Source organism: Marinobacter sp. MBR-99 (genome assembly GCF_040547575.1).
Classification (GTDB): domain Bacteria; phylum Pseudomonadota; class Gammaproteobacteria; order Pseudomonadales; family Oleiphilaceae; genus Marinobacter.
This window is the reverse complement of sequence record NZ_JBEPPY010000001.1, coordinates 129,632-150,918: the sequence shown is the minus strand read 5'-3', so window position 1 is coordinate 150,918 and position 21,287 is coordinate 129,632. Positions and strand designations below refer to the sequence as shown.

Sequence of the window (21,287 nt, the reverse complement as noted above, 5' to 3'; positions counted from 1 at the left end):
TGTCACCGCCCCCAACCAAACCCCGCCATACGCTCTTCATCCACCACGCATATCAGGAAGTTTCCCTGGCGAAGACGATCACGCCAATCCGGGCAATATTCATCCAGCGTAGCCTGATCCTTGGCTTCGGACTCGCAGCGCACCAGCAGGCTCCTCAAAGCATATGGAGCCCCCTAACCTGCCTGGTCTCCCTGTAGACCAACTGGATCTTGAGGACACGCGAGAAAGCCTCTCTTCCGATATGGGAAGTCCACCCAGAATCCCATAACGCAGAATTGGTCGCTCAAGCTTTCCTGGCAAAGTCATGCTTCAACATCCGCCTGCGAATAAAACTGATAGCCTTCTCAATAAATGTCCTGACATTGAACAAAACAAGACCAAACGTGAGCCCAAGATCCTTACGGTTAAAATAGTCAATAACGACCTGATCACGACTGAAAATCGCTCGCCAGTAACTTGAAAGCAACTTGGAAATATCGAGATTTCCACGAACGGCATTCACAACGCCATCAGTCAGGTCGCCCGGATACCGCAAAGACTCAAAATAAACGACGCCGGAATCCTTACCCTGGCTGGCATAATCTACCCCAATCAGATCGGCTACGTAGTACCACCCTTGCTCATGGCCTGTGGCACTGAGCAGATAGGAGTACCCAGGCAGGCGAGGATTCACCTCCGTCAGATAGAACTCCTCATCTCGACTGCAGTATATGAACTCTACATGAGCGAACCCCTTCCAGCGATGCGCTTTCAACAACTGTTCAGTACGCTCAAGGAGCCTTGGCTCCGGACGGAATATGCCACAGTACATGCGGCTAGTCGGTGTCCCCTTTTCATTGAGCGATGTCCTGACCCGTTGAATGGTCACATGATCGACAACCCGACCCTGACTGTCACAAAACACGTCACAACTCCAGTTGTCTGTCATTCCTGAGTCAATCCACTCCTGAATCACAACACCGGATTCATTCAGTCTTACTGATTCCTTTTGGACAATACCGGAAATACAGTCAATTGCCTGCTCCAACTCCCCCGGCCCTTCAACCTTGCGGTAATTGCCTCCGGCAAGAGCTGTAGGTTTAACAATAACCGGCCAGCGCAATCTTTCGATAATCGTGGGATCGTCTTCCAGTTCAGACAAAGACCAGGTCTTCGCGACCGGAATTCCGGCATTTGCACATGCCCGGTTGCAGCTGAGCTTGTCAAACAAGGTTTCGAGATCACCGGTCCTGGGAACACTCAGCATAAAACCAGCATCAGTCAGCTCCCGGAAATAGCGGGCAAGAAATTTCACACTCAAGTCACCAGAAGGCAGGATAACGCCGGCTTCAGGAAGGCTTTTAAGAAACTGGAGATATTCTTCGAACCCTTCACTTAACGTTGGGGAGGAATACCAGGAAGCCAGGTGCCTGGAGAATCGCATCGGGAAGAAAGAGACTGAGGTAAGTCCAATTACCCGGCAGCCATTACGCGCAAGCGAATACAATACGCCCTCGGCGCAACGCTGTTCGCAATCCATCAGATAAACTGGCGGGCTATTCAAAGCAACTCCTCATGATTGGTTGTGGTCAAACCAGGACTGGAACATCAAAATTCCCCAAAGTTCAAAGCTGTAGTCTTCTCTCCCAGAAAGATGCTCTTCCCACAACCAGCGAATTCTCTTTGTGTGCCAGTAACCCTGATCATTTAGCCGGTGTTCCGCCAACAGTTCCTCGGCCCACTCCCGTAGCCCCCCTCTTAACCAGGCGGCAACCGGCACTGCAAATCCCTGTTTTGGTCGGTCGATCAGCTGTCTGGGTACATAACGGTACAGCACAGCACGCAGAACTTGCTTGCCAACACCTCCCTGCAGGTTGAGACCTTCAGGAAGCCCCAATGCAAACGACACAATCGCCGGATCCAGCATCGGGATCCGTGTTTCCAGGCTGCAGGCCATGGCGGCCCGGTCCACTTTGGTGAGGATATCATCCGGCAGGTACCAGTTAAGATCCCGCCACATCAGTGTCTTAAGGCTGTTACCCGGGATTCCCTCGGCGAGCGTCCTGTTCAATCCATAAATGTACTCGCCAGCATCCTTCAGCGCCATTGCAGGATCTGGCCACAGGGAAACAGACCGCCTATAAAAGTCCGAAAGGTCGCGGGCGCCAGCGATCGATTGAATTCTGCGCAACTGATACCGGATTCCCTCCAGGCTTCGGCTCTTCTGGGAAGATACTATTGCACGGATAAACCTGGCGGAAAGCCCGGGCGGTAAACTGCCAGCAATTCGCTTGAGGTGGCTGATAATCGATGAACGTTTGTTCCAGGCGCTCAGCATGCCCGGGTACCGGGTATAGCCACAAAACAGCTCGTCCCCCCCATCTCCCGAAAGTGCCACAGTTACATGCTTTCGCGTCATCTGACTAACCAGATACGTTGGTATCTGCGATGAATCTGCAAAGGGTTCATCGTAAATGCCGGGGATTTCTGGAACCAGGTTCTTTGCTTCTCTTTCCGTCACATAGAGCTCGGTATGCTCCGTGCCCAGATGTTTAGCAACGGCCGCTGCATGCTCCGCTTCATTGAAACCTTTCTCATGAAAACCAATACTGAAGGTACGCACCGGCTGGCTGGCCAGGCTCTGCATAATCCCGACGATTGTAGAAGAGTCGATGCCACCAGACAGGAAGGCACCTAAAGGTACATCAGACACCATTTGGTCACTGATTGACTGCTTCAGGAGCCGTTCGAGCTCATCTGCAGCACTATCTAACGTGAACCCAGACCGCTCCTCAAAGCAGGTTTCCAGCTTCCAATAACGCTTGGTCTCGGCCAGCTGACCGGACTGAGGGTGATCCAGATCGAGACACACATAGGAGGCCGGCGGTAGCTTGCATATACTCTGGTGTATCGTGCGAGGTGCCGGAATCACATTGTGGCGCAGAAGTGCAGGCAGGACGGATGTATCAATTGCCCCCTGCCAATCGGGGTGTTGGCGTAATGCCCGAAGCTCTGAACCAAAAAGCAGGCTTTCACCCTGCCAGCCATAGTACAGGGGCTTCTCCCCCATTCGGTCCCTTGCCAGATAAAGCTTACGGAACCGCTTGTCCACTAACGCAAAAGCGAACATCCCTGAAAGTCGCTGGAGGGCCGCTTCGACCCCCCAGGCCTCGAATGCTGCAAGCATGACTTCAGTATCTGAATGCCCTCGAAATATCGCACCTTTGGATTCCAACTCTTTGCGCAGCAGGCGAAAGTTATATATTTCACCATTGAATGCAATAACAAAACGGCCAGACTCCGACGCCATCGGCTGGGCGCCAAACTCCGAAAGATCAATAATCGACAGGCGACGATGACTCAGACCGAGGGACAAACTGTGGTCAAACCATATCCCCGCACCATCGGGGCCCCTATGCTCGATAGCACGACCCATCTGCTCTAGAACATGTTCCGCGTCAGAAAACGGTTTTGTACTAACAAATCCGGCAAAACCACACATCCCTTATTTCCTTCCCGCCATACGAGCAATACGGTCACCCAGATACTTTCGCTCTTCTCTGTTTAATACCAGCAACCAAAACGCCACAAGCCAGGCAAGACTGCTCAGAAGTGCGCCGGCTACAATATCAGCGTAGGAGTCGTAGACCAGATACTCCCCCATACCCAACAGAACCAATGCCATGACGCCTGCAGGTACAAATGCAGGCAGCACAGCCCCACGGAGATAATCCCAAACCGGAAGCTCCAAATGTCTACAGGTATAGCGGAGATACAAAGGTACAAAGATCAGCGCCGGTACCACAGAGGCAAAGGCCACGCCTTCCAAACCAAAAGGGTGCACCAGAACCAAGCTGAGCCCGATGTTTATACTGGCAGCGATGGGTGTAAGCCTGGCAAAAATACCATGCTTGTTAATCGCCGTGAGGTAACGGCTAGCAAACGGATTGATAAACGGAAGAATGGTAAAAATTACCAGAAAAACAATCAGGTATTTGGCCTTCTCACCAAATTCCGGACCCAGCCAAACATTGATAAAAGGAACGCCCAATAGCAATGCGCCTGTACCCATTGCCATCAAAATACTGACCACATAGCGCGATGACACCAGGAATACCCGCCGGATCATCGCATCCTCCGCTTTGGCACTTAACCCACTGAACAGAGGCATAAAGGCATGAGTCAACGTCCAGCCCAGTCCGCGAATATGTTGCGTCAGGTTTGCGGGTATGCTGTAAAACGGCACCATAGCGGGCCCCAAAATCAAGCCAATAACCAGAACGTCTGTAGCATTCTCAACACGGGTCGCGATGCCCTGAACAAACGACTTGAATCCGAATACGATAAGCTCCCGAAGCCTCACTCGGGAAAACATCTCCCGTTGGGCGCGAATGGCACCGTAGGCCGGGCGCGAGAGAATCCACATGAACAGCAGATACTTAACCGTGAGCCCAATCGCATTAATGCCCGCGAGAAGCACCAATCCGTTCTCCGGTGTAATCAGGCTATATAGCAGTACAGATCCCACCACCGAGTTCACAATGGTGATGTTGTTTTTCAGGTAATACTTCTGAAAGCCTTCAAGGTAACTTTCGGCCACATATCCAGGAAAAGAAATCAGAAGATAGGCGCCGATAATAATCAGGAACAACGTGTACTTTTGATGGGGCTCACCCTCCGGGGCTAGTGCACCGCCAAACCAAAATCCCCATGCGAAAAAGAACACAAACAGCAGTAGGCCGACCACCGCCATGAAGGCGAGCGCAGACATATAGACAGACTGAAGTGCGGTTTCATCCTTCTCTGCCAGATGCCTGGCGGCATAACGGCTTATAGCGGGGCGAAGGCCAAGATCGAGTATGCCCATGTAGCCGATAACCGCACCAATCATCTCCCACAGGCCGTAATCGTATTTGCCAAGGTTATGAATAAAAACCGGCGTCATGAAAAAAGTGATCACCAGCTTTACGAACATCACCAGCACATTAGAGCCAGTGTTTACCATTAGCATGCGAACCATATCAGAATGCCCGAGTGCCTAGTTGCCGGTAAAGATCCGCAAGCGCCCGTGCCGGACGATCAATAGCGAACCGTTCCACGGCTTCGGACTGATATGCCTGAAAGGCATCCCGCCTTTGTTCCAGATTGTTTATTTCGTCCAAAAGCGCATCAGCCAGGGCCCGGGCGTTGCCAACGGGTACCTGTCGGGCTGGCGAACCATCCAGCACCTCCCTCAGGCCTGCGCAATCACTGCCAACGATAGGCACGCCCGCAGCGAGCGCCTCCATGGCAAGCAATCCACAGGCTTCCCAGCGTGAAGGCATGGCCACCACGTCCACACCTTTCAATGCACCGGCCATATTATTGGTCTGGGGCATCTGGTGGAAATAGTCTTTAAGCCCGAGCTCTTCCAGGTAAGCGTAATCTTCCCGAATAAAACCACCCCAGCCAAAGGTGGCAACATGTGGAGTCTGCTCGGTTATTAAATTCCGGTTAATATGATCGATAGCATCTACAAGCACCTTAAAACCTTTTGGGCTCATAAACCGCCCGAAGAATCCGACCAATGGTACATCTGGCGAAAGCCCAATATCCGCCCTCACATCATGAGCAAGACCTGCTTGAAACTTTTCAGTTTCAATACCATGTAGAATGTCATGCACACGCCTCTCGGGAATAGAAGGAAAAAACTCAAGAATATTATTCTTCGCATCAGCCGTAACGGCATGAATAGCAGTAATTCGCTGTAAAAAAAAACCAATCATTAGTCGTTTTATTTGCCCCTTCAAACCTGAAAATAAGGGGGCAGTAAACATATCGTGCCCCGTCATCAAATGAGGAGTTTTAATTCCAGTCATTGCAATCTGCAACAAGATTCCTGCAGAAAACCCATGGGAGTGAACCAGATCAAACGACCCGCCTCTGGCAAATCCTCTTAATTGCTTTATGTATCCACACTTACCGCGACTGGCTGGTACCAGCTCTATTCGACCAGGAGGAAGAAATTCAGATAAGTAATCACCTAAACCTTGGTCCGGTGCCACAAGAGTAAAAACACAATCATTAAACGCTGGGTGACCATATACATAGCGGAAAAAAGTTCGAATACCACCGCCTGGCTGAAGTGCTGTCATCAAAATATTCATCTTTGCGCCATCCCATTGGCAACTTCATTATGTTTTTGCCACACCCGTCCAAACCGTTGCTGGATTAACTTCCCACCTTTATCCACATCTGTTCCGGTAACGGCCAGTTTTCCTGTCAGCAGCTTTGAAAACACAATCAGCATTCCTGCAAAAAGATACCAGTAATATTGGGACAGACCCCAATAGTTGGTGCTGTAAACCACGTACATCCAGAAAACGGCGATCAATGCCTTGTTTAGGTTATTGTAGAAAGGCGGCGACCGACCGGGAATTGAGCTACCTAAATGTCGGTTGTTTTCCCGGAACTTGCCATAAATTTTAAAAAGGAAACGCATGAACAGCACAAAACCAAGAATACCAGTTTCAATCAGAATTTCTGCATAAAAGTTATGGGCGGCCTGGCCTCTTGTCCCTGCAATATTTACCTTTGCCTCAGGCGTTGTGCCCAGACCATGACCAACAACAGGCCGACTAAAGCCAAGAGCGAACTCATTCATCATGCCGCGCATTCTCCCTTCTGCGCTGGCAACGTTCCCCGATTCAGACATGCCTACCAAAGAAAGATACCGGTCTTTCTGATCTGCAGACATCACACTCCAACCAGCAATACCAATCGCAACCGCAATGACAATCAGCATTACTTTCCGGTTGGACTCTCTGAAAATCATCCAGGCCACAACGAGCAGTGCCAGAAACGCGCCTCGAGACTGGGTGAGAATCAGGGCATAAAGTAGCGGAGGCATCGTGGCAAGGTAGAACAGCTTTGCGGTAAATCGCCCGGACCATACAAGGTAATGCAGAAACGGAATCGCCGTTGCGATTACAAACCCCAGTTCGTTAGGGTTAATCACATCCGAAGGTGCACCTGAAAGCCGTTGGGAGAATTCTCCACCACCCAAGTGTGTCCTGCTGCCCCAATACCCTTGGGTAATATTCAGAAACAGCGGTTCAAATACCCGAATCAACTGACAACCCACAAACACCATCAGAAAAATTTTCAGGCGCTTTTCGCTGTCTACAATCAGCACCGTGAAGAAAAGAAACACAATGGCTTTTACAAATTCCGCCAGATTGTTGCGGATAACGCTGCCCGGCCATTCCACGAGTGGCAGTGACAGCACCAGATAGCCCAGAAAAACCAACATGGCCTGCACAACGGGATCTTCTGTCCAGCCTTTGAGCTTTTCCTTCTGTAACACCAACAGCACGGTGATCAGCACTACAAGCAGTAAAGTCGGGCGCAGGGCACCGTAGGCGGGCACGCGGGCAGACAGATGCAGAAAGAAGTCCACCAGAAAATACATGAACAGAAAAAACGTAAACCCGCTGACGGCAATATCCTTCCGGAGACCGGCCAGCCCGGGCCGCGCATTATTCATAGGCTGTACTCCGGCGGGTATTTCTTAGCCTGTAACCAAGGTATTCCACCCCAGATACGGCCTTGTGGAATTGAAACAAGCTGTCTGAGCCTGAATGTCGCCGCATGGCGAAGCGCTGGCACTGGCCCTGGGCATCCGCAAAAGCGACTACGGCCCCGGTAAATCCGGCCTGTTTTATCAGCGGCACCTGCGAGCCAACAAAATCCTCCTGTGTACCATTGGGGTAACAGAAAGACCTTGGCGCATCGCCAAGGTTTGCCACCAGAGCGTCCCGTGTACCCATAATTTCTTCCCGGGCCTGTTCCAGGCTCACCTGGCTCAGACTGGGATGAGTAACGGTGTGCCCCCCCACTTCCAACCCTTCAGCCTGCATTTCCCCAAGCTGGTCCCAGCTTGCAGCCCGGGCCCAGGCTGGTGCTTTTTCAGGGATGGAAAGCTGCCAGTGCCGGGCAAGGGCCTTCAGAAACTCATGCTTTTTGCCATCGGGAATCCGGAGCAGGTAGGCGACAAGGCGTCCAAACAACCTAATTTGATCATCAGGCCCAGAGGGCGGCAACACATTTTCCGTGCCATCGGTAAACGGGGCTGGGGGATGGCCCGGAGCAGGCGCATGCTCCAAAATCCAGGTTAACTGGTCAGGCCAAAGCCAAAGCCGGCCATCCACAAACCCGGTGGTGACATAAAAAGTGGCTGGTACTCTGTAGCGCTTCAGAATTGGCCAGGCGATGTGGTAGAAATCTTCATAACCATCATCCACCGTAACCGCAATGGCGTGTTTTGGTAACGGCTCGCCCTCAAAGCAGCCCCGTACCATGTCACTGACTGTCATTGGATGGTAATAGCGGGCAATGTGGGCAACCTGCTGCTCAAAACTTTCGGAACTTACCCCTGCCACACGTGGGTCGGAATCCGCCATTATAAAACGATGGTACATCAGCATTCTTGGCTGACGGACCGTGAGGTTTCGGGCCAGGCTGTAACCACCCCATTTTCCGAGCAAACGTACCATCGGTGAAAGGTTCATAGGGCCCTCTTTTCACGCTGGCTGATCAGGCGTGCGTACACCCTGGCATGGGCGTTGATCATGGCCTGTAAATCGTGCCTTTGGCGGGCTAGGGCCCTGCCCGCCTGCCCCATATTGCGGGCTGTGTTTCCATCGGCAAGCAGGGTTTCCAGGCGATCGGCCAGGGATCTAACATTCCCGGCCGGGTATCGCCAGCCGGTTTCGCCGTCTACAACGGCTTCACGGTTGCCACCCACATCCGATGCCACCACTGGCAAACCTGCCTGCATATATTCAACCACCGCGTTTGAATAACCCTCTGATTCCGAGCAGGAAAGGCCAACCACGCCATAGGCCAGGCAACGGGTTACATCAGGCCGGCGACCCATAAATAAAACCCGGTCGCCAATGCCAAGTTGACTGGCCTGCTGTTGAAGGGCTTCCGTATCACCCCCACCAATCAACGCCAGCGCCAGATAATGGCCCCGTTCTGCCAGCACCGAAACCGCAGCCAGCGCATCTTCAATGCGCTTTATTGGCCTAATATTCGCCACCAGCAAGGCAACGGGCCCCTTTTCCGACAGTGCTTGAAGCTCAGGTACCGATGCAGGTTCGGACTCTGAAGGTGCCTCTGCATCGTAACCATTGTAAATAACATGGATCTGTTCCGGCCTGTAGCCTTCCATAGCTGCAGTAACCTCGCCCACCGCCTGACTGTTTACCACTACCCCGGACACACAGCGGCCGGTAAACCTGAGTAAGCGCACAATAGCCGGTGTGTACCAGTAGCCCATATCTCGACGGGAAATCAGGGTTTGAATGCCGCAGGCTCTAAAAACAGGGGGGCAAATCAGGGAAGCATCGTTGAAAAAAACGTGGGCCAGCCGAACGCCCTGCCGGCGAAGACGCCGCCCGTAGCGCCACAGCGCCCACCAGGTACGGGGCGAAGACAAGCGATAATGGCCCAGAACATCCACCGGGCACGGCATGGGATTGGTATCTGTATAGGCAGACCCTCTAAACACCAACAACCGGGGCTCAAAACCGACCGAGGATACCCGCTCCAGCAATTTGAAAAACTGGCTTTCGGTTCCGGCATAGGGGTTAAGAAACTGGTCTATAACGAAAACTATTGGTTCCCTGGGCTGCATTCCCTCGCCTCGACCTGCTGGTGGCTCTACCTTATCTGCTCCCTGCACGTTATAACCTTTAACGCCCGTACAGGGTCAAGAAGGCCGGATTTTAACAGATAACCGAGCGCACCAATATATCGATTCTCCTGCCAGCAGACCTGGGCCATGCGAAAGTTAAGCAGTGCATTGCGTTTGCGGATAGTGGATGCTCGGTAGGGGTACCGCGCTTTGGCGCGGCGGACAATTTCAAAGCCATTGGTCCAGCGCCGTCTCAGACCGTTATTACTAATCGAATCACCGTGACGACGATACTGAAACACCTTGATTGGAATAAAACCAAAACGGGTTTTCTCTGCAATGCGAACCAGCATGTCGTGGTCCTGAGCGGCCCGAAAGTCCTCCTCGAAGCAACCTACCTGATCATAAACAGATCGTCGAACAAGCGAATTCTGTGGCAGAAGAACGTAACAATCCAACAAAACAGCATTGGGATCATTAGGTTCAACATGATCGGGCGAATGGATATCGTAAAGCCACTGGCCGCTGCCATCGATCCCCTCACCCATTCCATACACGAGTCCCACGTCCGGGTGCTGGTTCAAATACTCCACTTGGGCGCTGAGTTTGCCGGGCAAAAACAGATCGTCGCTGTCGAGGATAGCGATAAAGTCACCAGATGCCGCCTCCAGCGCGAGGTTCAGAGCCGCAGACTGCCCTTTATTTACCCGGCCCGGATGCGTCTGCAGCTTCAATTTGCCCTGCCCGGCGTATTCAGAGAGAATTTCAAAAGTGCCGTCGGTGGAGCCGTCGTCCACGACAATCAACTCAACGTTCGAGTAGTCCTGAGTCAGGACAGAGTTCACGGTTTCTCTTATGTATTCTGCCCGATTGAAGGATGGGACGAGGACTGAAACGAGGCCTTCTAACCTGTCTTCCATTTAAACTTAATTCCTTTTGGCAATGATCATTTCTTAATGCCCAACAATGCCATTCTAAGGTAGGGTATTCGCTTTCCAATTTTCTCAACTAAAATCCCGAAAATCACTGCTGTGGCGATTAAACCAATAAAGTAAATGTGAGGATTGATTTCTGGAAGAACCGACATTATTCGCCTTCCCAGGGACAGCCCAAACCCCTGATAGAGATAGATAACATATGCGTAACTCCCGACAGTAGCCAAGCCCCAAACCGGAACCCGAAAACGCAGCAACAGGCACCCTGACGAAAGTGCAACCACAAGCCCTGTTAATGACCGCTTTGAAGCCTCACCCGGAGCACCGGCAAACCACAGGTATTGCTGGTAGCTGAAAGTAACCGTAAAAACAACTAACCATATCAAAATCATACGATTGTGCATCAAGCGTTCACCATGCTGGGCAATACCAAAACCTAACACAAAGAACGGCACCAAGTACGTTGTTGCACCCAGGGAAAAAACGCTCAAAGAGAGACCTGTATACCCAAAGCCTAAATATAACAGAAGACTCAATGCAGCAATGACCAACCAATTACGCCAGGACGGCAGAAGGTCTACGGAATGCAGAAAGCCAAAAAGCAGGAACAGGAGAAAAATGACCTGCAAAAACCAATAATGCTCATAAGGAAAAAGAAACGCTTTCCAGATATCACCCAATGATTCCGGATTGTTAACGCCCGGCAAGGTACTTTTCGCAATAAACTCCAGTGAAGCCACTACGATTAACGGAATTAGAATACGACGAACCTTTCCCCCAAGGAATTGACCAAAACAACCCCTACCGACCGGGCGAAGCCCAAAAAGATAACCCGAAAGAATGGTAAATAGCGGAATACGAATATTCTGAAACGAGTAAGCTAGATAATCGTAAAACGCCTGCGCGGGCACAATAGCACCATCATTCGTCGAGTGCAGACCAAGCACCAGTAGAATAGCGAACCCGCGCAACGACTCGACCGATTGATCCTTTCCTTGGTTCAGCAACCATCAAACTCCCTGACCCAATCGGTCGATGCATGAAAAAACACAACCAAACAGCAGCATCGTGCATTAGCTCCTATTTGACATCAATATTGATCGGTGTTGGGCACTCCGGACAAAATCTGTATCCCTTGGAGTTTGCTACACCATCTTTATCAACGACATAAAAGAACAATTCAACAGCGTTGTCGAAAACACCCAGATTGACAACCGCTTCAATACGATCATTCTTCCAAGACACAGGTATCTGAACTTCTTTTTTGGTGCACTTGCTCCATTCGCTTTCAGCACAAATAGCGATATGATGCCATGACTCATCAATGTATAAAGAGTCATAATATACCCATGATCCTGATTGGGCGCCATTTGAAACCTCGCTCTGTGCAATCGTACTATAAGGCGAGGGTCGACTGGAATCTCTTGTCATGATCGGCAGATCGTGGTGAATTCGTCCATTTACCGCAGTTTGCCAAACGCCGTTTTGTTCACCTATATCAGATGCTTTATATAAGACCTGCTCGTGCCGCCACTGCCCCTTCTTCTGGGTGTAATCAAACTCCATATCGTCACCCCCTCTCGTTCTGTCTGTGTACTCCGGAGTGACTTTGTATACATTATTATGGCGCCCCTGAGCACCTAGCCAAACATTGTTCTGATCAGCGCCGGCGAATCTTATAATTTTGTAATTAAAAGTCCTCAAAAGGCCTGTTGGAAATTGTTCACTACCCTCAGAATTTTTGGCTGAGCCTGTCGGCGAGGTCATATCTTCACCGAAAATGAAATCTATCGGGTCAGTTTGGCTCACAGTCCCAAAGTCGGACTGGAAAAACAAAGATGGGCGGTCTGAGTCTTCATCAATACTTAAAATTCTTGCTGTAGCACCAGACATCGCACCTTCAACGATCTGCCCTACTTCAAAATTTCCAACTACATCAGTAACACGAGCACGAAGTGCAAAATCCTTGGTTATGTCAAAATCATCCATAACCTTTCTGTGGACGAAAGCGCGATTAGAATCAAATGACTGTTTATCTATCGACGCACCGGCGTTACCATGATCAAAACGATACGACTGAAATGACCCTGGGCTAACATGTTTACGCGATATTTCGCCTTTAAGTGGCTGGTCAAAAGATTTCTTTCGTCCCAAGGCACTAGGCGTCATCCCATCGTCTGCCTTCCACCATAGAAGAGGACGCTCACGCTCCTTATCAGTGAAGCCCTGCCCGTTCAAGACGATCGTTTCGCCGTCGATCAACACTCCCTGGATGGAATCAATAGAGGGTGCCGCCATAACAACCTGCATGACACTAAAGGTTCCAAACAAAAGCCCTGTCAGCCGCCACATAAATATTCTCCCGAAATGTTCAACGTTGCGCCCCTAGAGAGAACGCACCTAGCGGAAATTTAACTGTTTTTCCTAACAAACGCTTCAGTAACTTTGGCGAACACCCCGCCAGTGTCTGTTATCTCCTGCAACGATACTCACTACTTTGCCTGTCTTAAGAATAACTCTAAACCAGTTTTTCAAGAAACTCTCTTATTTTACTATAGTTGGCAATATCGTTGTTCTCACATGCTTTTTTAAGATCTCTGACGCCTGCACGGAGCGAGCGGGCTTGCTCCATCAGCAATTTAATGCATTCTACCAAGTTTTCAGCACTATTATCGGTAAACACGAATCCACTGGCAAAATACCCCCTCAGCGCAGAGGTGTCGCTGAGAATACCGGGTTTAAGCAATGAAACAGCCTCATAGGCGCCGCAATTCAGACAATCCTGCCGGGTTGTCAGGACAAGAACACCATCTGCCTTGGCCAGATGATTCACATAATCCGACTTACTGAGGAATCCGGTGAGATGAACATTGTCGGGAACAGCGAGTGGGTCGATTTTATTCCTGTGATTCCCCGTGATTGTTATTCTCAGAGCATCCTTGGAAAAGCTCTTAGCAGCCTGAAGCACGTTCATATAGGGCTCATCCGGTGCCCAGGTACATATAAACAATAGCTCAAACGGTCTACCGGCACACACCACCATATTTTTCTTAACTTTCTGAGTAATCGCATATTCTTCCTTAAAATCCGGCAGCGGATCTTCCATTACTATTGGCCGTCCTGACCAATCGCTGCAAATTTCAGCAAGCGAATCGTTGGTAACGATAACGGCATCCGCCTTGCGAACAATATAACGGGCGATCCAGTTCAAGAGTTTTTTTTGACCATCAAGGGGAAACAAACCAGCATTGTGCTCATCTACGACGACTGCGTAAGACAGAAAGTTCTTGAAAAGAACACAGAACAAACTCAGAACGATTGAGGGGTTCTGACAGAAAACCACCTGGGGTTTTTCGGAGCGAATCAGGCGAAAAGTTCTCAGCAAGGATTCAGCGTAGCGTCTCAACCCAGTCTTCTCCGAGACAATTTCGTATAGCGGGACTTTCAGGAGCCTGGACAGGCTCCCATTGCGGGTCTGGTACTCCCAGGTCACCCAGATGGCAGACTTTTCATTCATGGTGATAAAACTTCCTGGTAGAGTTCGAGATAACGCTCATTCATCTTTTCGGATGTGTATTCTTCCAAAAACCTGTTACGTGCACGGTCGGCTTTTTCCGATGCCAGGCCCGGATTATTAAAAAGTTGCATCAGTGCTTCGGCAAGGGACTTTTCTGTTGTGTCTGATGACAAATATCCGTATTCCCCGCCACCTAAAACCCTGGAAATTCCTCCAACCGGCGTGCTTACCACTGGTGTCCGCACCCGCATGGCTTCCAACAGCGTTAACGGAAGGCCCTCACTTTCTGAGGAAATTATCAGAGCTTCAGCCCTCTCTATATACGTAACGGCATTATCCTTATATCCAGTAAAAATAATTCGATCCGATTCTCCAGAGTTTTGTGCAAGCCTCTCAAGTTCCTTACGCTCAGGGCCTTCGCCGATAATCAGTAACCTCAAATTTGGATATTTACACGATATACTCGTAAATGCGGAGATTGCCCTTTCAACAGCCTTTTCCCTCGATAGCCTGCCAACTACAACGATGAACTGACTATCAGGGATATCGACAGGAGTGGATGAAAAAACCGGATCATCAGCGTCGATACCATTAGGAATAAAGCGAACATTATTTTTGGACCAAAGCGTTTTCCGTAAACCGTCGTTTACAACGACGACCCTGTCAGGTCTGAAACTTAATGCGCAATCGAGTAATTTATAGATGAACAGCTTGGAAAATATTCTGCTTGCAGTGTAGCCATGTATGGTAGTTACCAAAGCAATCCGACGGTGTTTTTTTCGCAATAGCCCCATCAGGATATTAAACTTGTATCCGTGTGAATGCAGCACGGTATAGCCGTTTGCTGTTGCCCAATCGGCTATTTCAACAGCTGCCTTGAAATTAAACCCCGTCTTCATGCGCCATGGGATGCACCTCAGCGACTCCTGTTCGCAAACTAACTCTATGGCTTTGGCAGCATCATCTGGGGTCCCGGCACTTAAAATCGAGACATCAATTCCGCTATCGACCTGTCTACGAGCAAGAGTCATCAACATCTTCTCCGCACCATAGAAGCCGCTGCTATCAATCAGGTGTAGAACTTTCATTAAATATATTACTTTTAACAAATGAACTTTTTAGACTAAAAATAAAATCTTGAATATTTTTAACAATTAATTTACATGCTCGCGTTATCGGAGCAGAAATCAGACAGCTTACAAAAACCACAATTATAATCTTAGCAATCGCAAAAATTGGCCGACCAGCAACATCCACTAAATTCAGATATTTTTCAGATAGCATTATTATCAGAGAATGGATCATGAAAATTGCGTAAGCATTATCACTCAGAAATATAACGAATTTGTTTAGCAATGCATTATTATTTAGAATTTTAGTAATGAAAGATTTTAAAGTTACGACCAAAAATATCGAGAAAAACCCACCAGAGACATAATAAAAGGTAGGCGCATAGCTATGTTTCGCCATGTTAATATCGACGTCAATAACAAGAATACTAAAAATAAGCAAAAACAAACAAAAAGAGAGAAACAAAAAATTCACTTTTGCGGTGAAGAATTCTTTTAGGCAGAAAAAAAATGCTCCGAAGAAAAAGAAACTTATGTTACTGAGCGCCTGATAAAAATTGTGATCCAGCAGGTAAAAATAATGACTTACGTCAAAAATCTGATGTACAACCGTTAAGAGCACAGAACAGAAGGTGCCCAAAAGAAGGGGCCAAGGCAGTTTCCGGGAAACGGCAAAAACCGGAAGCGAGACAACCACCATAATAGCCATCGCATGGATGAACCATACTTGTCCCATTGGAAAAGGCATATGATCCCGCTCTGGGTCTATGAACAACCAGTCCAGAATTTCCCTTCCGTGAAATTGAGGAACTCGAAGCTCAATAAGCCAGATAAAGATGAAGGCAGCAATGACAATCACATAGTATGGCATGACAACCGACAGAAGACGCCGCAGGCTGTAGTTACCGAGGCTCGGTGCTCTCTTGAAGCTGTAGAATGACACTGCGCCGGCAACGAAGAACAATAGCGGCAAGAACATATGAACGAATTGGGAATATGGAGTAAAAAACCAGGACAACCCAAGATGAACGAGCATCACCCGAAGAATCGACAGGCCTCTGAGCCGGTCAAGGAATAGAGAATCACTCTGAGAAATTCTGTCTTGGCTACTTACGCGACTTCCCTGACTGGTCAAAATCTCATCCCTTTCTTGGATTCCAAATCACTTTCTTCTCCCCCCTCAAAAACGCAAAAACCGCTTTGTAAGAGGCCAGATTGAGCAACATGAAGTAATAAGGTATCGAATATACCGCTGAGAGCGATTGCCCGCCTCCTTCTTTCTTTCGGCCCAGCCAGGCCAGTGCCAAGAATGCGATGTACCCCAGTGCTGCGAGCAGGTAGATGCCACCTTTGGGTGCCAGCAGGAGTGTGGCGATGGCCAGGGTGATCATCGGGACAAATGCGGCATAGCGAAGCATTTTGTGGGATATAAGCTGCAAGGCGAAGATTGGGTCTCTTGCCGGATTCATCAGGTGCTTCATATCTTTCAGCGCCCATAACGCCCGCAGGCTTACGCGCACCCGCATGCTGAACTCGCTACTTCCATCACTCAGTGCTTCTTCCTTGAGCAGTGCCTCTGGCTCATAGACTACGCGGTAGCCCTGCTCAACAACTTTTAACGGCTGAACAAAGTCCGGTAACTGGTCCGCTCTGAGTGGTTTGTACAGCGCCCTGCGCATTGCATCAATACCGCCGTCTACGCCAACAACAGAGCCAATTTTTGTTTCCTGCTCCCGTAGCCAGTTTTCATACTTCATGTAGGCGCTGCAGCCATCCCCCACGAGGGAGCCATCTTTATTTACATAAACCATTTTTCCGGTGACATAGCCTACGGCCGGGTCCGCAAAGTTGCTACACAGCTGTTTGAGGGCCTGAGTATCCCAATGAGAATTCGCATCAGAGAACAGGATGATCTCACCGTTTGCTTCCGGCACTAGCGTGTTGAGGCCCGAAGTTTTGCCCTGCCGGGGTACTTGCCGGAACAAGCGGACGGGAAAAGCAGCATCTTCCGCCACTTCGTGGACGATATCGTCCGTGCCGTCATCGGATTCGTCAGAAATCACCAAAACTTCAATTTTGTCTGTGGGATAGTCCAGAGCCAGTTTGTTTCTGAGTGTGGCCCCAATATCGTTTGCCTCGTTATAGGCTGCGATGAGGATGGAGACCGTGGGCTCATAGCTCCCGCTTTTTTGTACTTCGCGATCGGCAATCTTCGCAATCACTTTGGCTAGCAGTGGGTAACCAAAATAGATATAAAACAGCAACGCCAGGGATAGCCAGAACAGAAACTGCATCACACAGTTGCTCCTGATACGGCTGTTATTGAGAGCTTGTTGTCGCGTGACGAGTCCAACACGCCCTGACTGCGCAGCACATCACTCATAGTCGTGAAGTTGAAATGGCGTAACAGCCTGGTTAAGCGTTGTTCGCAAACATCCAGATTGTTGTAATGACGGAAGCGGGAGAACCATTTTACCTCTAGCCTGGGTTGCCCCGGGTCGATTTCCCAGGGGTGCAGGTAAAACACAAATGGCTGGCCCTGGCGATTGATGCTGCCCAGGCCCCAGCGACTGAACCAGTAGGGGAACAGTCGGAAGTACCCGCCACCCGCTATGGGTAATGTGTAACCGGGGAACTTCAGGGTACTCAAGGGGAATTCAGCAAGCTCATAGCCTTTATCGGTTGTCAGCTTGTGGGGCCAGCGGGGTGTGCCGGGCATGCCATATCGGTCGTGGTGCACCGGGAATATGGAGGAGTCCCAGGTAAAACCTTCTTCCGCCAGAATATCCAGTGCCCAGCGGGACTGGTTGGTGATGGAATAGCTCGCCGCTCGATAACCAGTAATTGCTTCACCGGTGATATCTTCAAGGGTCTGCTTAGACCTACGAGTTTCTTCTCGAAAAACCTCTGGCGTTTGGTTGTAGATCAACTGGTGGCTGTAACCATGGCTTGCTACTTCATGGCCAGCTCTCTGAATAGCCTTTACCAGGTTTGGTGATTTATCAGCTACCCACCCCAGGGTAAAAAAGGTGGCCTTGCACTGCGCTTCGTCCAGCAAGGTCAGGAGCCGGTTTACATTGGCTTCCACCCGGTATTCCATGGCGTGCCAACGATTACGATCAACGGCCTCTGCCAGAGCGGCTACCTGGAAATAGTCTTCCACGTCGATGGTTAAAGCGTTGGAAATGGGTTGTTTGTTCATGGCGTTTTCGTCACCTCCCGGATGCCAACCTGTGAGCACCTGTGTATTTCTACCGCAACATTACTGTATGCGGGCTCGCACGGGCCTGCAGTAGATTCAACTTGCTCCAGGTAACGATCCAGCTTGTCTCTTTCAGGGTTTGAGAGATGGGTCATTACTAGCCATACCGTCCGGTATTGATTGAGTCCCTCCAGTTGATCTGGATACTCATCCGGCCCCTTAAAATAGTTTTCCGGAACCAATTCAAAAGGCAATGGATCCAGATCACAGCCGGTGGGATCGTGCTTCTCGTAGTAGTTAATGGCAGCCTGCCCCCGTGGGGTCATGTAAAGAACAGCCTGATTATTGCCACAGTGATCAGCCAGAAAACCAAAAGCCTCTGCCCAACGGTTAGGTTCCCGATGGGTGTAGGCGTGGGCAGACAATGCCAGGAGCAGCATGGCCAGCGCCACGGGTGCCATGGCCCAGGTGCGGAACGCCAGCGTCACCCCGATCGCCGCCAGCATCAGATAAAAAGGCATGAACGGTGTAAAAAAGCGTGTGGAGAAAACAGGCTCAAACTGAGAAACCAGAAATACAATCCCAACAGGCACCACAGCGATGACAAGCGCACTAATCCAGAGCTGAAGCAGCCTGTTACCTCGCACCTTGATTCCACCCTCGGAATACAACACCCGCAGCAAGCCAATTACTACCAAGATGCCAACTGCAAACAGCAATCCAAAGCGCACCGGTCTACTGGCTTCAGGAGCGGCTCCGGAATAATCAAAACCGAGATAGATGAGAGATTTTAGGTCAGGCGCAGTCAGCCAGGCCAGTTGTCCACTTTCCTTGAACACCACGAAAGCAAGAATGGGTAGAAAGCTCACACCAATAACCAAATGAGCACCAAGCCATCTGCCGAAGTCTCCACGGCTCTTCAATGCCGGCAACGCCATCAAACCAAGGCAAAAAATTCCAAGCGCAATGTAGAAATGAGTATGCACCGCAAACAAGCCCGCCAATACATACCAAAGCCAGTAACGACGTTCGCCGTCGAGAACAATGCGCGTCCAGCAGAACCACATCAGGGCCATGAATAGCAGCGCAAGGGCATAACCCCGGATTTCCACGCTGTAGCGAGCAAGATAGAAATGACAGAGGGTTAAGATCAGAAAAGTAAACGCAGCTCGTATCCCTAAGTGCTTATTAATCGGTAGGAACATAAACCAGAGTGCGCCAGCATAACAAAGCAAGGAAAACACCCGCAGGGCAAATTCGGAGCCTGCCGCCATGCTCCAGAATTTGAGCACGATGTAATATAACGCCATGTTGGCTTCATACCGGGCAATGAAGTGAAACAGATCGGCCCAGCCCAAGCCGATAAAGTAAGTGGTCAGTGCCTCGTCAAACCAGACCCCTTCACTGAGACTGTACCGAAGCCCGTAAAACAGACATAAGCCAATAGATACAAGCAGGGCAACAAACCATAGATTGCGTTCTGTAGACGATAACTGCAGGGTCATTTGACATCTTCCCTGGCATACTCTGCCGTACTAACCGAGCCCCTGAAATCAGAACCACGCACATGCTCCTGAATCAGATAAAGAGGACGGCGTTTGGTCTCGTCGAACATTCGCCCGAGGTATTCCCCCAGCACACCAAGGAACATGAGTTGGATACCGCCAATGAAAAGAATTACGGTCATCAATGACGGATAACCGGGAACGGGATCCCCCCAGATCAGGGTTTTTACAATAACGTAGGCGCCGTATAAGAAGGAGCCAAAGGCCAGAAAAACCCCGATGTAAGATGCCAGCTTCAGGGGGATTGTGGTGAACGATGTAATACCATCAAGCGCAAAGTTCCACAGCTTCCAGTAATTGAATTTGGTTTCGCCCGCATGGCGGGGATCGCGGGAATACTGGAGCGCGATTTGAGGGTAGCCAATCCAGGAGAATAGCCCTTTCATAAAGCGGTTGGACTCCGGCAGGCACCGCAGCGCATTCACCGCACGCCGGCTTAGCAGGCGAAAATCTCCTGTATCGCGGGGAATCGAGAATCGTCCGACATGGGCCATCAAACGGTAAAAAGCACTGGCAGTTAACTTTTTAACGAAAGACTCACCGTGCCGCTCGGTTCTCTGGCCGTATACTGTGTCGTACCCTTTTTTCCAGAGAGCGAGCATATCCGGGATAAGTTCCGGGGGGTCCTGGAGATCTGCATCGATGATAACGATGGCATCCGCGTCTACATGATCAAGCCCAGCCGTTAGCGCGGCTTCTTTTCCAAAGTTCCTTGAGAGTCGGAGCAATGAAAGGCGCGGATCCTTCGCAATAAGACCACTGATAATGTCGCACGACCCGTCTGAGCTTCCATCATCTACAAAAAGGATCTCGAACTGCGTTCTGTCGAGGCTTTCGCACACAGCAACCGTACGACGATAGAACTCATCGATTACAGCTTCCTCGTTATAGACCGGCACCAGTACCGTCAAAGAATCCATTCGGCCCGCCATCCTATGCCCTGAACGTCCAAGACTTGTTTAAAACGAAAGTAACCAGGAACACCCCGGCTGTCGCTATCAGTTGCGCCAACAAGTAATAGACATGTATCAGCGAATGCAAAAGGTACATCGCCAGCATGTTTATACAAAAACCAAGCACCGCTATGGCAAAAAATCTGACTGCAGTCTCGGCGTATCGCCCACCTGCACCCCTGAACACATAACGCCGGTTAAGTTCGTGGTTGATTATCGCACCAACCACAAACCCAATACCGGTTGCGGCAAGAACGCCAACACCCGCAAATTCCACAAAGCTGTATAGGGTAAGATAGTGAAAAAATGTGCCAACGATGCCTGCCAACCCATAGGCGGCGAGCTTATTCACTATTCCTTCAGCATTCGTCAGCATTTTCCACTCAC

Annotated in this window: 19 protein-coding genes; all 19 read right to left on the bottom strand. The window is 49.9% G+C overall.

Annotated elements, in window-relative coordinates; translation table 11 throughout:
- Positions 1–2 precede the first annotated feature (2 nt).
- Positions 3–143, bottom strand: coding sequence for a hypothetical protein (locus ABIE59_RS00750; protein ID WP_354443367.1), 141 nt, complete (start codon positions 141–143; stop codon positions 3–5).
- Positions 144–283: 140 nt separating this feature from the next.
- Positions 284–1,543: an ATP-binding protein gene (locus ABIE59_RS00745; protein ID WP_354443365.1), complete on the bottom strand. Its 1,260-nt coding sequence runs from the start codon at positions 1,541–1,543 to the stop codon at positions 284–286.
- A gap of 9 nt (positions 1,544–1,552) precedes the next feature.
- Positions 1,553–3,481, bottom strand: a complete 1,929-nt coding sequence (asnB, locus tag ABIE59_RS00740; protein WP_354443363.1) for an asparagine synthase (glutamine-hydrolyzing) — start codon at positions 3,479–3,481, stop codon at positions 1,553–1,555.
- A 3-nt stretch (positions 3,482–3,484) separates the two neighbouring features.
- Positions 3,485–4,999 carry an oligosaccharide flippase family protein gene (locus ABIE59_RS00735; RefSeq protein ID WP_354443361.1) on the bottom strand — a complete coding sequence of 505 codons (1,515 nt, stop codon included), beginning with the start codon at positions 4,997–4,999 and terminating at the stop codon, positions 3,485–3,487.
- A gap of 1 nt (position 5,000) precedes the next feature.
- Entirely contained in the window at positions 5,001–6,125 is a 1,125-nt protein-coding gene (locus tag ABIE59_RS00730; protein WP_354443359.1) for a glycosyltransferase family 4 protein, read from the bottom strand.
- The gene (locus ABIE59_RS00725; protein WP_354443357.1) at positions 6,122–7,504 is read right to left on the bottom strand and encodes an O-antigen ligase family protein; all 1,383 of its coding nucleotides are present in this window, start codon (positions 7,502–7,504) and stop codon (positions 6,122–6,124) included. Before ABIE59_RS00725 ends, ABIE59_RS00730 begins: the two co-directional genes overlap by 4 nt.
- A complete protein-coding gene (locus tag ABIE59_RS00720; RefSeq protein WP_354443355.1) occupies positions 7,497–8,528 on the bottom strand; it encodes a polysaccharide deacetylase family protein in 1,032 nt (343 codons plus the stop codon). Before ABIE59_RS00720 ends, ABIE59_RS00725 begins: the two co-directional genes overlap by 8 nt.
- Entirely contained in the window at positions 8,525–9,658 is a 1,134-nt protein-coding gene (locus tag ABIE59_RS00715) for a glycosyltransferase (protein ID WP_354443353.1), read from the bottom strand. The genes ABIE59_RS00720 and ABIE59_RS00715 overlap by 4 nt, the downstream gene beginning before the upstream one ends.
- Positions 9,659–9,684: 26 nt before the next feature.
- Positions 9,685–10,578, bottom strand: coding sequence for a glycosyltransferase (locus ABIE59_RS00710; protein WP_354443351.1), 894 nt, complete (start codon positions 10,576–10,578; stop codon positions 9,685–9,687).
- Positions 10,579–10,604: 26 nt separating this feature from the next.
- Positions 10,605–11,600 carry an acyltransferase family protein gene (locus tag ABIE59_RS00705; protein ID WP_354443349.1) on the bottom strand — a complete coding sequence of 332 codons (996 nt, stop codon included), beginning with the start codon at positions 11,598–11,600 and terminating at the stop codon, positions 10,605–10,607.
- A gap of 73 nt (positions 11,601–11,673) precedes the next feature.
- Complete coding sequence (locus ABIE59_RS00700) at positions 11,674–12,945, bottom strand: hypothetical protein (RefSeq protein WP_354443347.1); 1,272 nt, start codon at positions 12,943–12,945, stop codon at positions 11,674–11,676.
- A 166-nt stretch (positions 12,946–13,111) separates the two neighbouring features.
- On the bottom strand, positions 13,112–14,110 hold the full coding sequence (locus tag ABIE59_RS00695; RefSeq protein ID WP_354443345.1) for a glycosyltransferase: 999 nt from the start codon (positions 14,108–14,110) through the stop codon (positions 13,112–13,114).
- Positions 14,107–15,198 (bottom strand): glycosyltransferase, encoded by a 1,092-nt coding sequence (locus ABIE59_RS00690; protein WP_354443343.1) that lies wholly within the window; start codon positions 15,196–15,198, stop codon positions 14,107–14,109. Before ABIE59_RS00690 ends, ABIE59_RS00695 begins: the two co-directional genes overlap by 4 nt.
- Positions 15,176–16,315, bottom strand: coding sequence for an acyltransferase family protein (locus ABIE59_RS00685; protein ID WP_354443341.1), 1,140 nt, complete (start codon positions 16,313–16,315; stop codon positions 15,176–15,178). The genes ABIE59_RS00690 and ABIE59_RS00685 overlap by 23 nt, the downstream gene beginning before the upstream one ends.
- Before the next feature lie 4 nt (positions 16,316–16,319).
- Positions 16,320–17,474, bottom strand: coding sequence for a glycosyltransferase family 2 protein (locus ABIE59_RS00680; protein ID WP_354443689.1), 1,155 nt, complete (start codon positions 17,472–17,474; stop codon positions 16,320–16,322).
- Complete coding sequence (locus ABIE59_RS00675; RefSeq protein WP_354443339.1) at positions 17,474–18,382, bottom strand: XrtA system polysaccharide deacetylase; 909 nt, start codon at positions 18,380–18,382, stop codon at positions 17,474–17,476. Before ABIE59_RS00675 ends, ABIE59_RS00680 begins: the two co-directional genes overlap by 1 nt.
- Positions 18,379–19,887, bottom strand: coding sequence for a glycosyltransferase family 39 protein (locus ABIE59_RS00670; RefSeq protein WP_354443337.1), 1,509 nt, complete (start codon positions 19,885–19,887; stop codon positions 18,379–18,381). The genes ABIE59_RS00675 and ABIE59_RS00670 overlap by 4 nt, the downstream gene beginning before the upstream one ends.
- Positions 19,884–20,867 (bottom strand): glycosyltransferase family 2 protein, encoded by a 984-nt coding sequence (locus ABIE59_RS00665; RefSeq protein WP_354443335.1) that lies wholly within the window; start codon positions 20,865–20,867, stop codon positions 19,884–19,886. Before ABIE59_RS00665 ends, ABIE59_RS00670 begins: the two co-directional genes overlap by 4 nt.
- A gap of 13 nt (positions 20,868–20,880) precedes the next feature.
- Complete coding sequence (locus tag ABIE59_RS00660; RefSeq protein WP_354443333.1) at positions 20,881–21,276, bottom strand: GtrA family protein; 396 nt, start codon at positions 21,274–21,276, stop codon at positions 20,881–20,883.
- Between the last annotated feature and the right edge of the window lie 11 nt (positions 21,277–21,287).

Bases quoted from the DNA above. Each gene is read 5' to 3' on its own strand.
- ABIE59_RS00670 (WP_354443337.1), bottom strand. From the start codon at position 19,887: ATGACCCTGCAGTTATCGTCTACAGAACGCAATCTATGGTTTGTTGCC.
- asnB (WP_354443363.1), bottom strand. From the start codon at position 3,481: ATGTGTGGTTTTGCCGGATTTGTTAGTACAAAACCGTTTTCTGACGCG.
- ABIE59_RS00735 (WP_354443361.1), bottom strand. From the start codon at position 4,999: ATGGTTCGCATGCTAATGGTAAACACTGGCTCTAATGTGCTGGTGATG.
- ABIE59_RS00660 (WP_354443333.1), bottom strand. From the start codon at position 21,276: ATGCTGACGAATGCTGAAGGAATAGTGAATAAGCTCGCCGCCTATGGG.
- ABIE59_RS00680 (WP_354443689.1), bottom strand. From the start codon at position 17,474: ATGCAGTTTCTGTTCTGGCTATCCCTGGCGTTGCTGTTTTATATCTAT.
- ABIE59_RS00665 (WP_354443335.1), bottom strand. From the start codon at position 20,867: ATGGATTCTTTGACGGTACTGGTGCCGGTCTATAACGAGGAAGCTGTA.
- ABIE59_RS00675 (WP_354443339.1), bottom strand. From the start codon at position 18,382: ATGAACAAACAACCCATTTCCAACGCTTTAACCATCGACGTGGAAGAC.
- ABIE59_RS00725 (WP_354443357.1), bottom strand. From the start codon at position 7,504: ATGAATAATGCGCGGCCCGGGCTGGCCGGTCTCCGGAAGGATATTGCC.
- ABIE59_RS00720 (WP_354443355.1), bottom strand. From the start codon at position 8,528: ATGAACCTTTCACCGATGGTACGTTTGCTCGGAAAATGGGGTGGTTAC.
- ABIE59_RS00730 (WP_354443359.1), bottom strand. From the start codon at position 6,125: ATGAATATTTTGATGACAGCACTTCAGCCAGGCGGTGGTATTCGAACT.
- ABIE59_RS00715 (WP_354443353.1), bottom strand. From the start codon at position 9,658: ATGCAGCCCAGGGAACCAATAGTTTTCGTTATAGACCAGTTTCTTAAC.
- ABIE59_RS00700 (WP_354443347.1), bottom strand. From the start codon at position 12,945: ATGTGGCGGCTGACAGGGCTTTTGTTTGGAACCTTTAGTGTCATGCAG.
- ABIE59_RS00690 (WP_354443343.1), bottom strand. From the start codon at position 15,198: ATGAAAGTTCTACACCTGATTGATAGCAGCGGCTTCTATGGTGCGGAG.
- ABIE59_RS00695 (WP_354443345.1), bottom strand. From the start codon at position 14,110: ATGAATGAAAAGTCTGCCATCTGGGTGACCTGGGAGTACCAGACCCGC.
- ABIE59_RS00710 (WP_354443351.1), bottom strand. From the start codon at position 10,578: ATGGAAGACAGGTTAGAAGGCCTCGTTTCAGTCCTCGTCCCATCCTTC.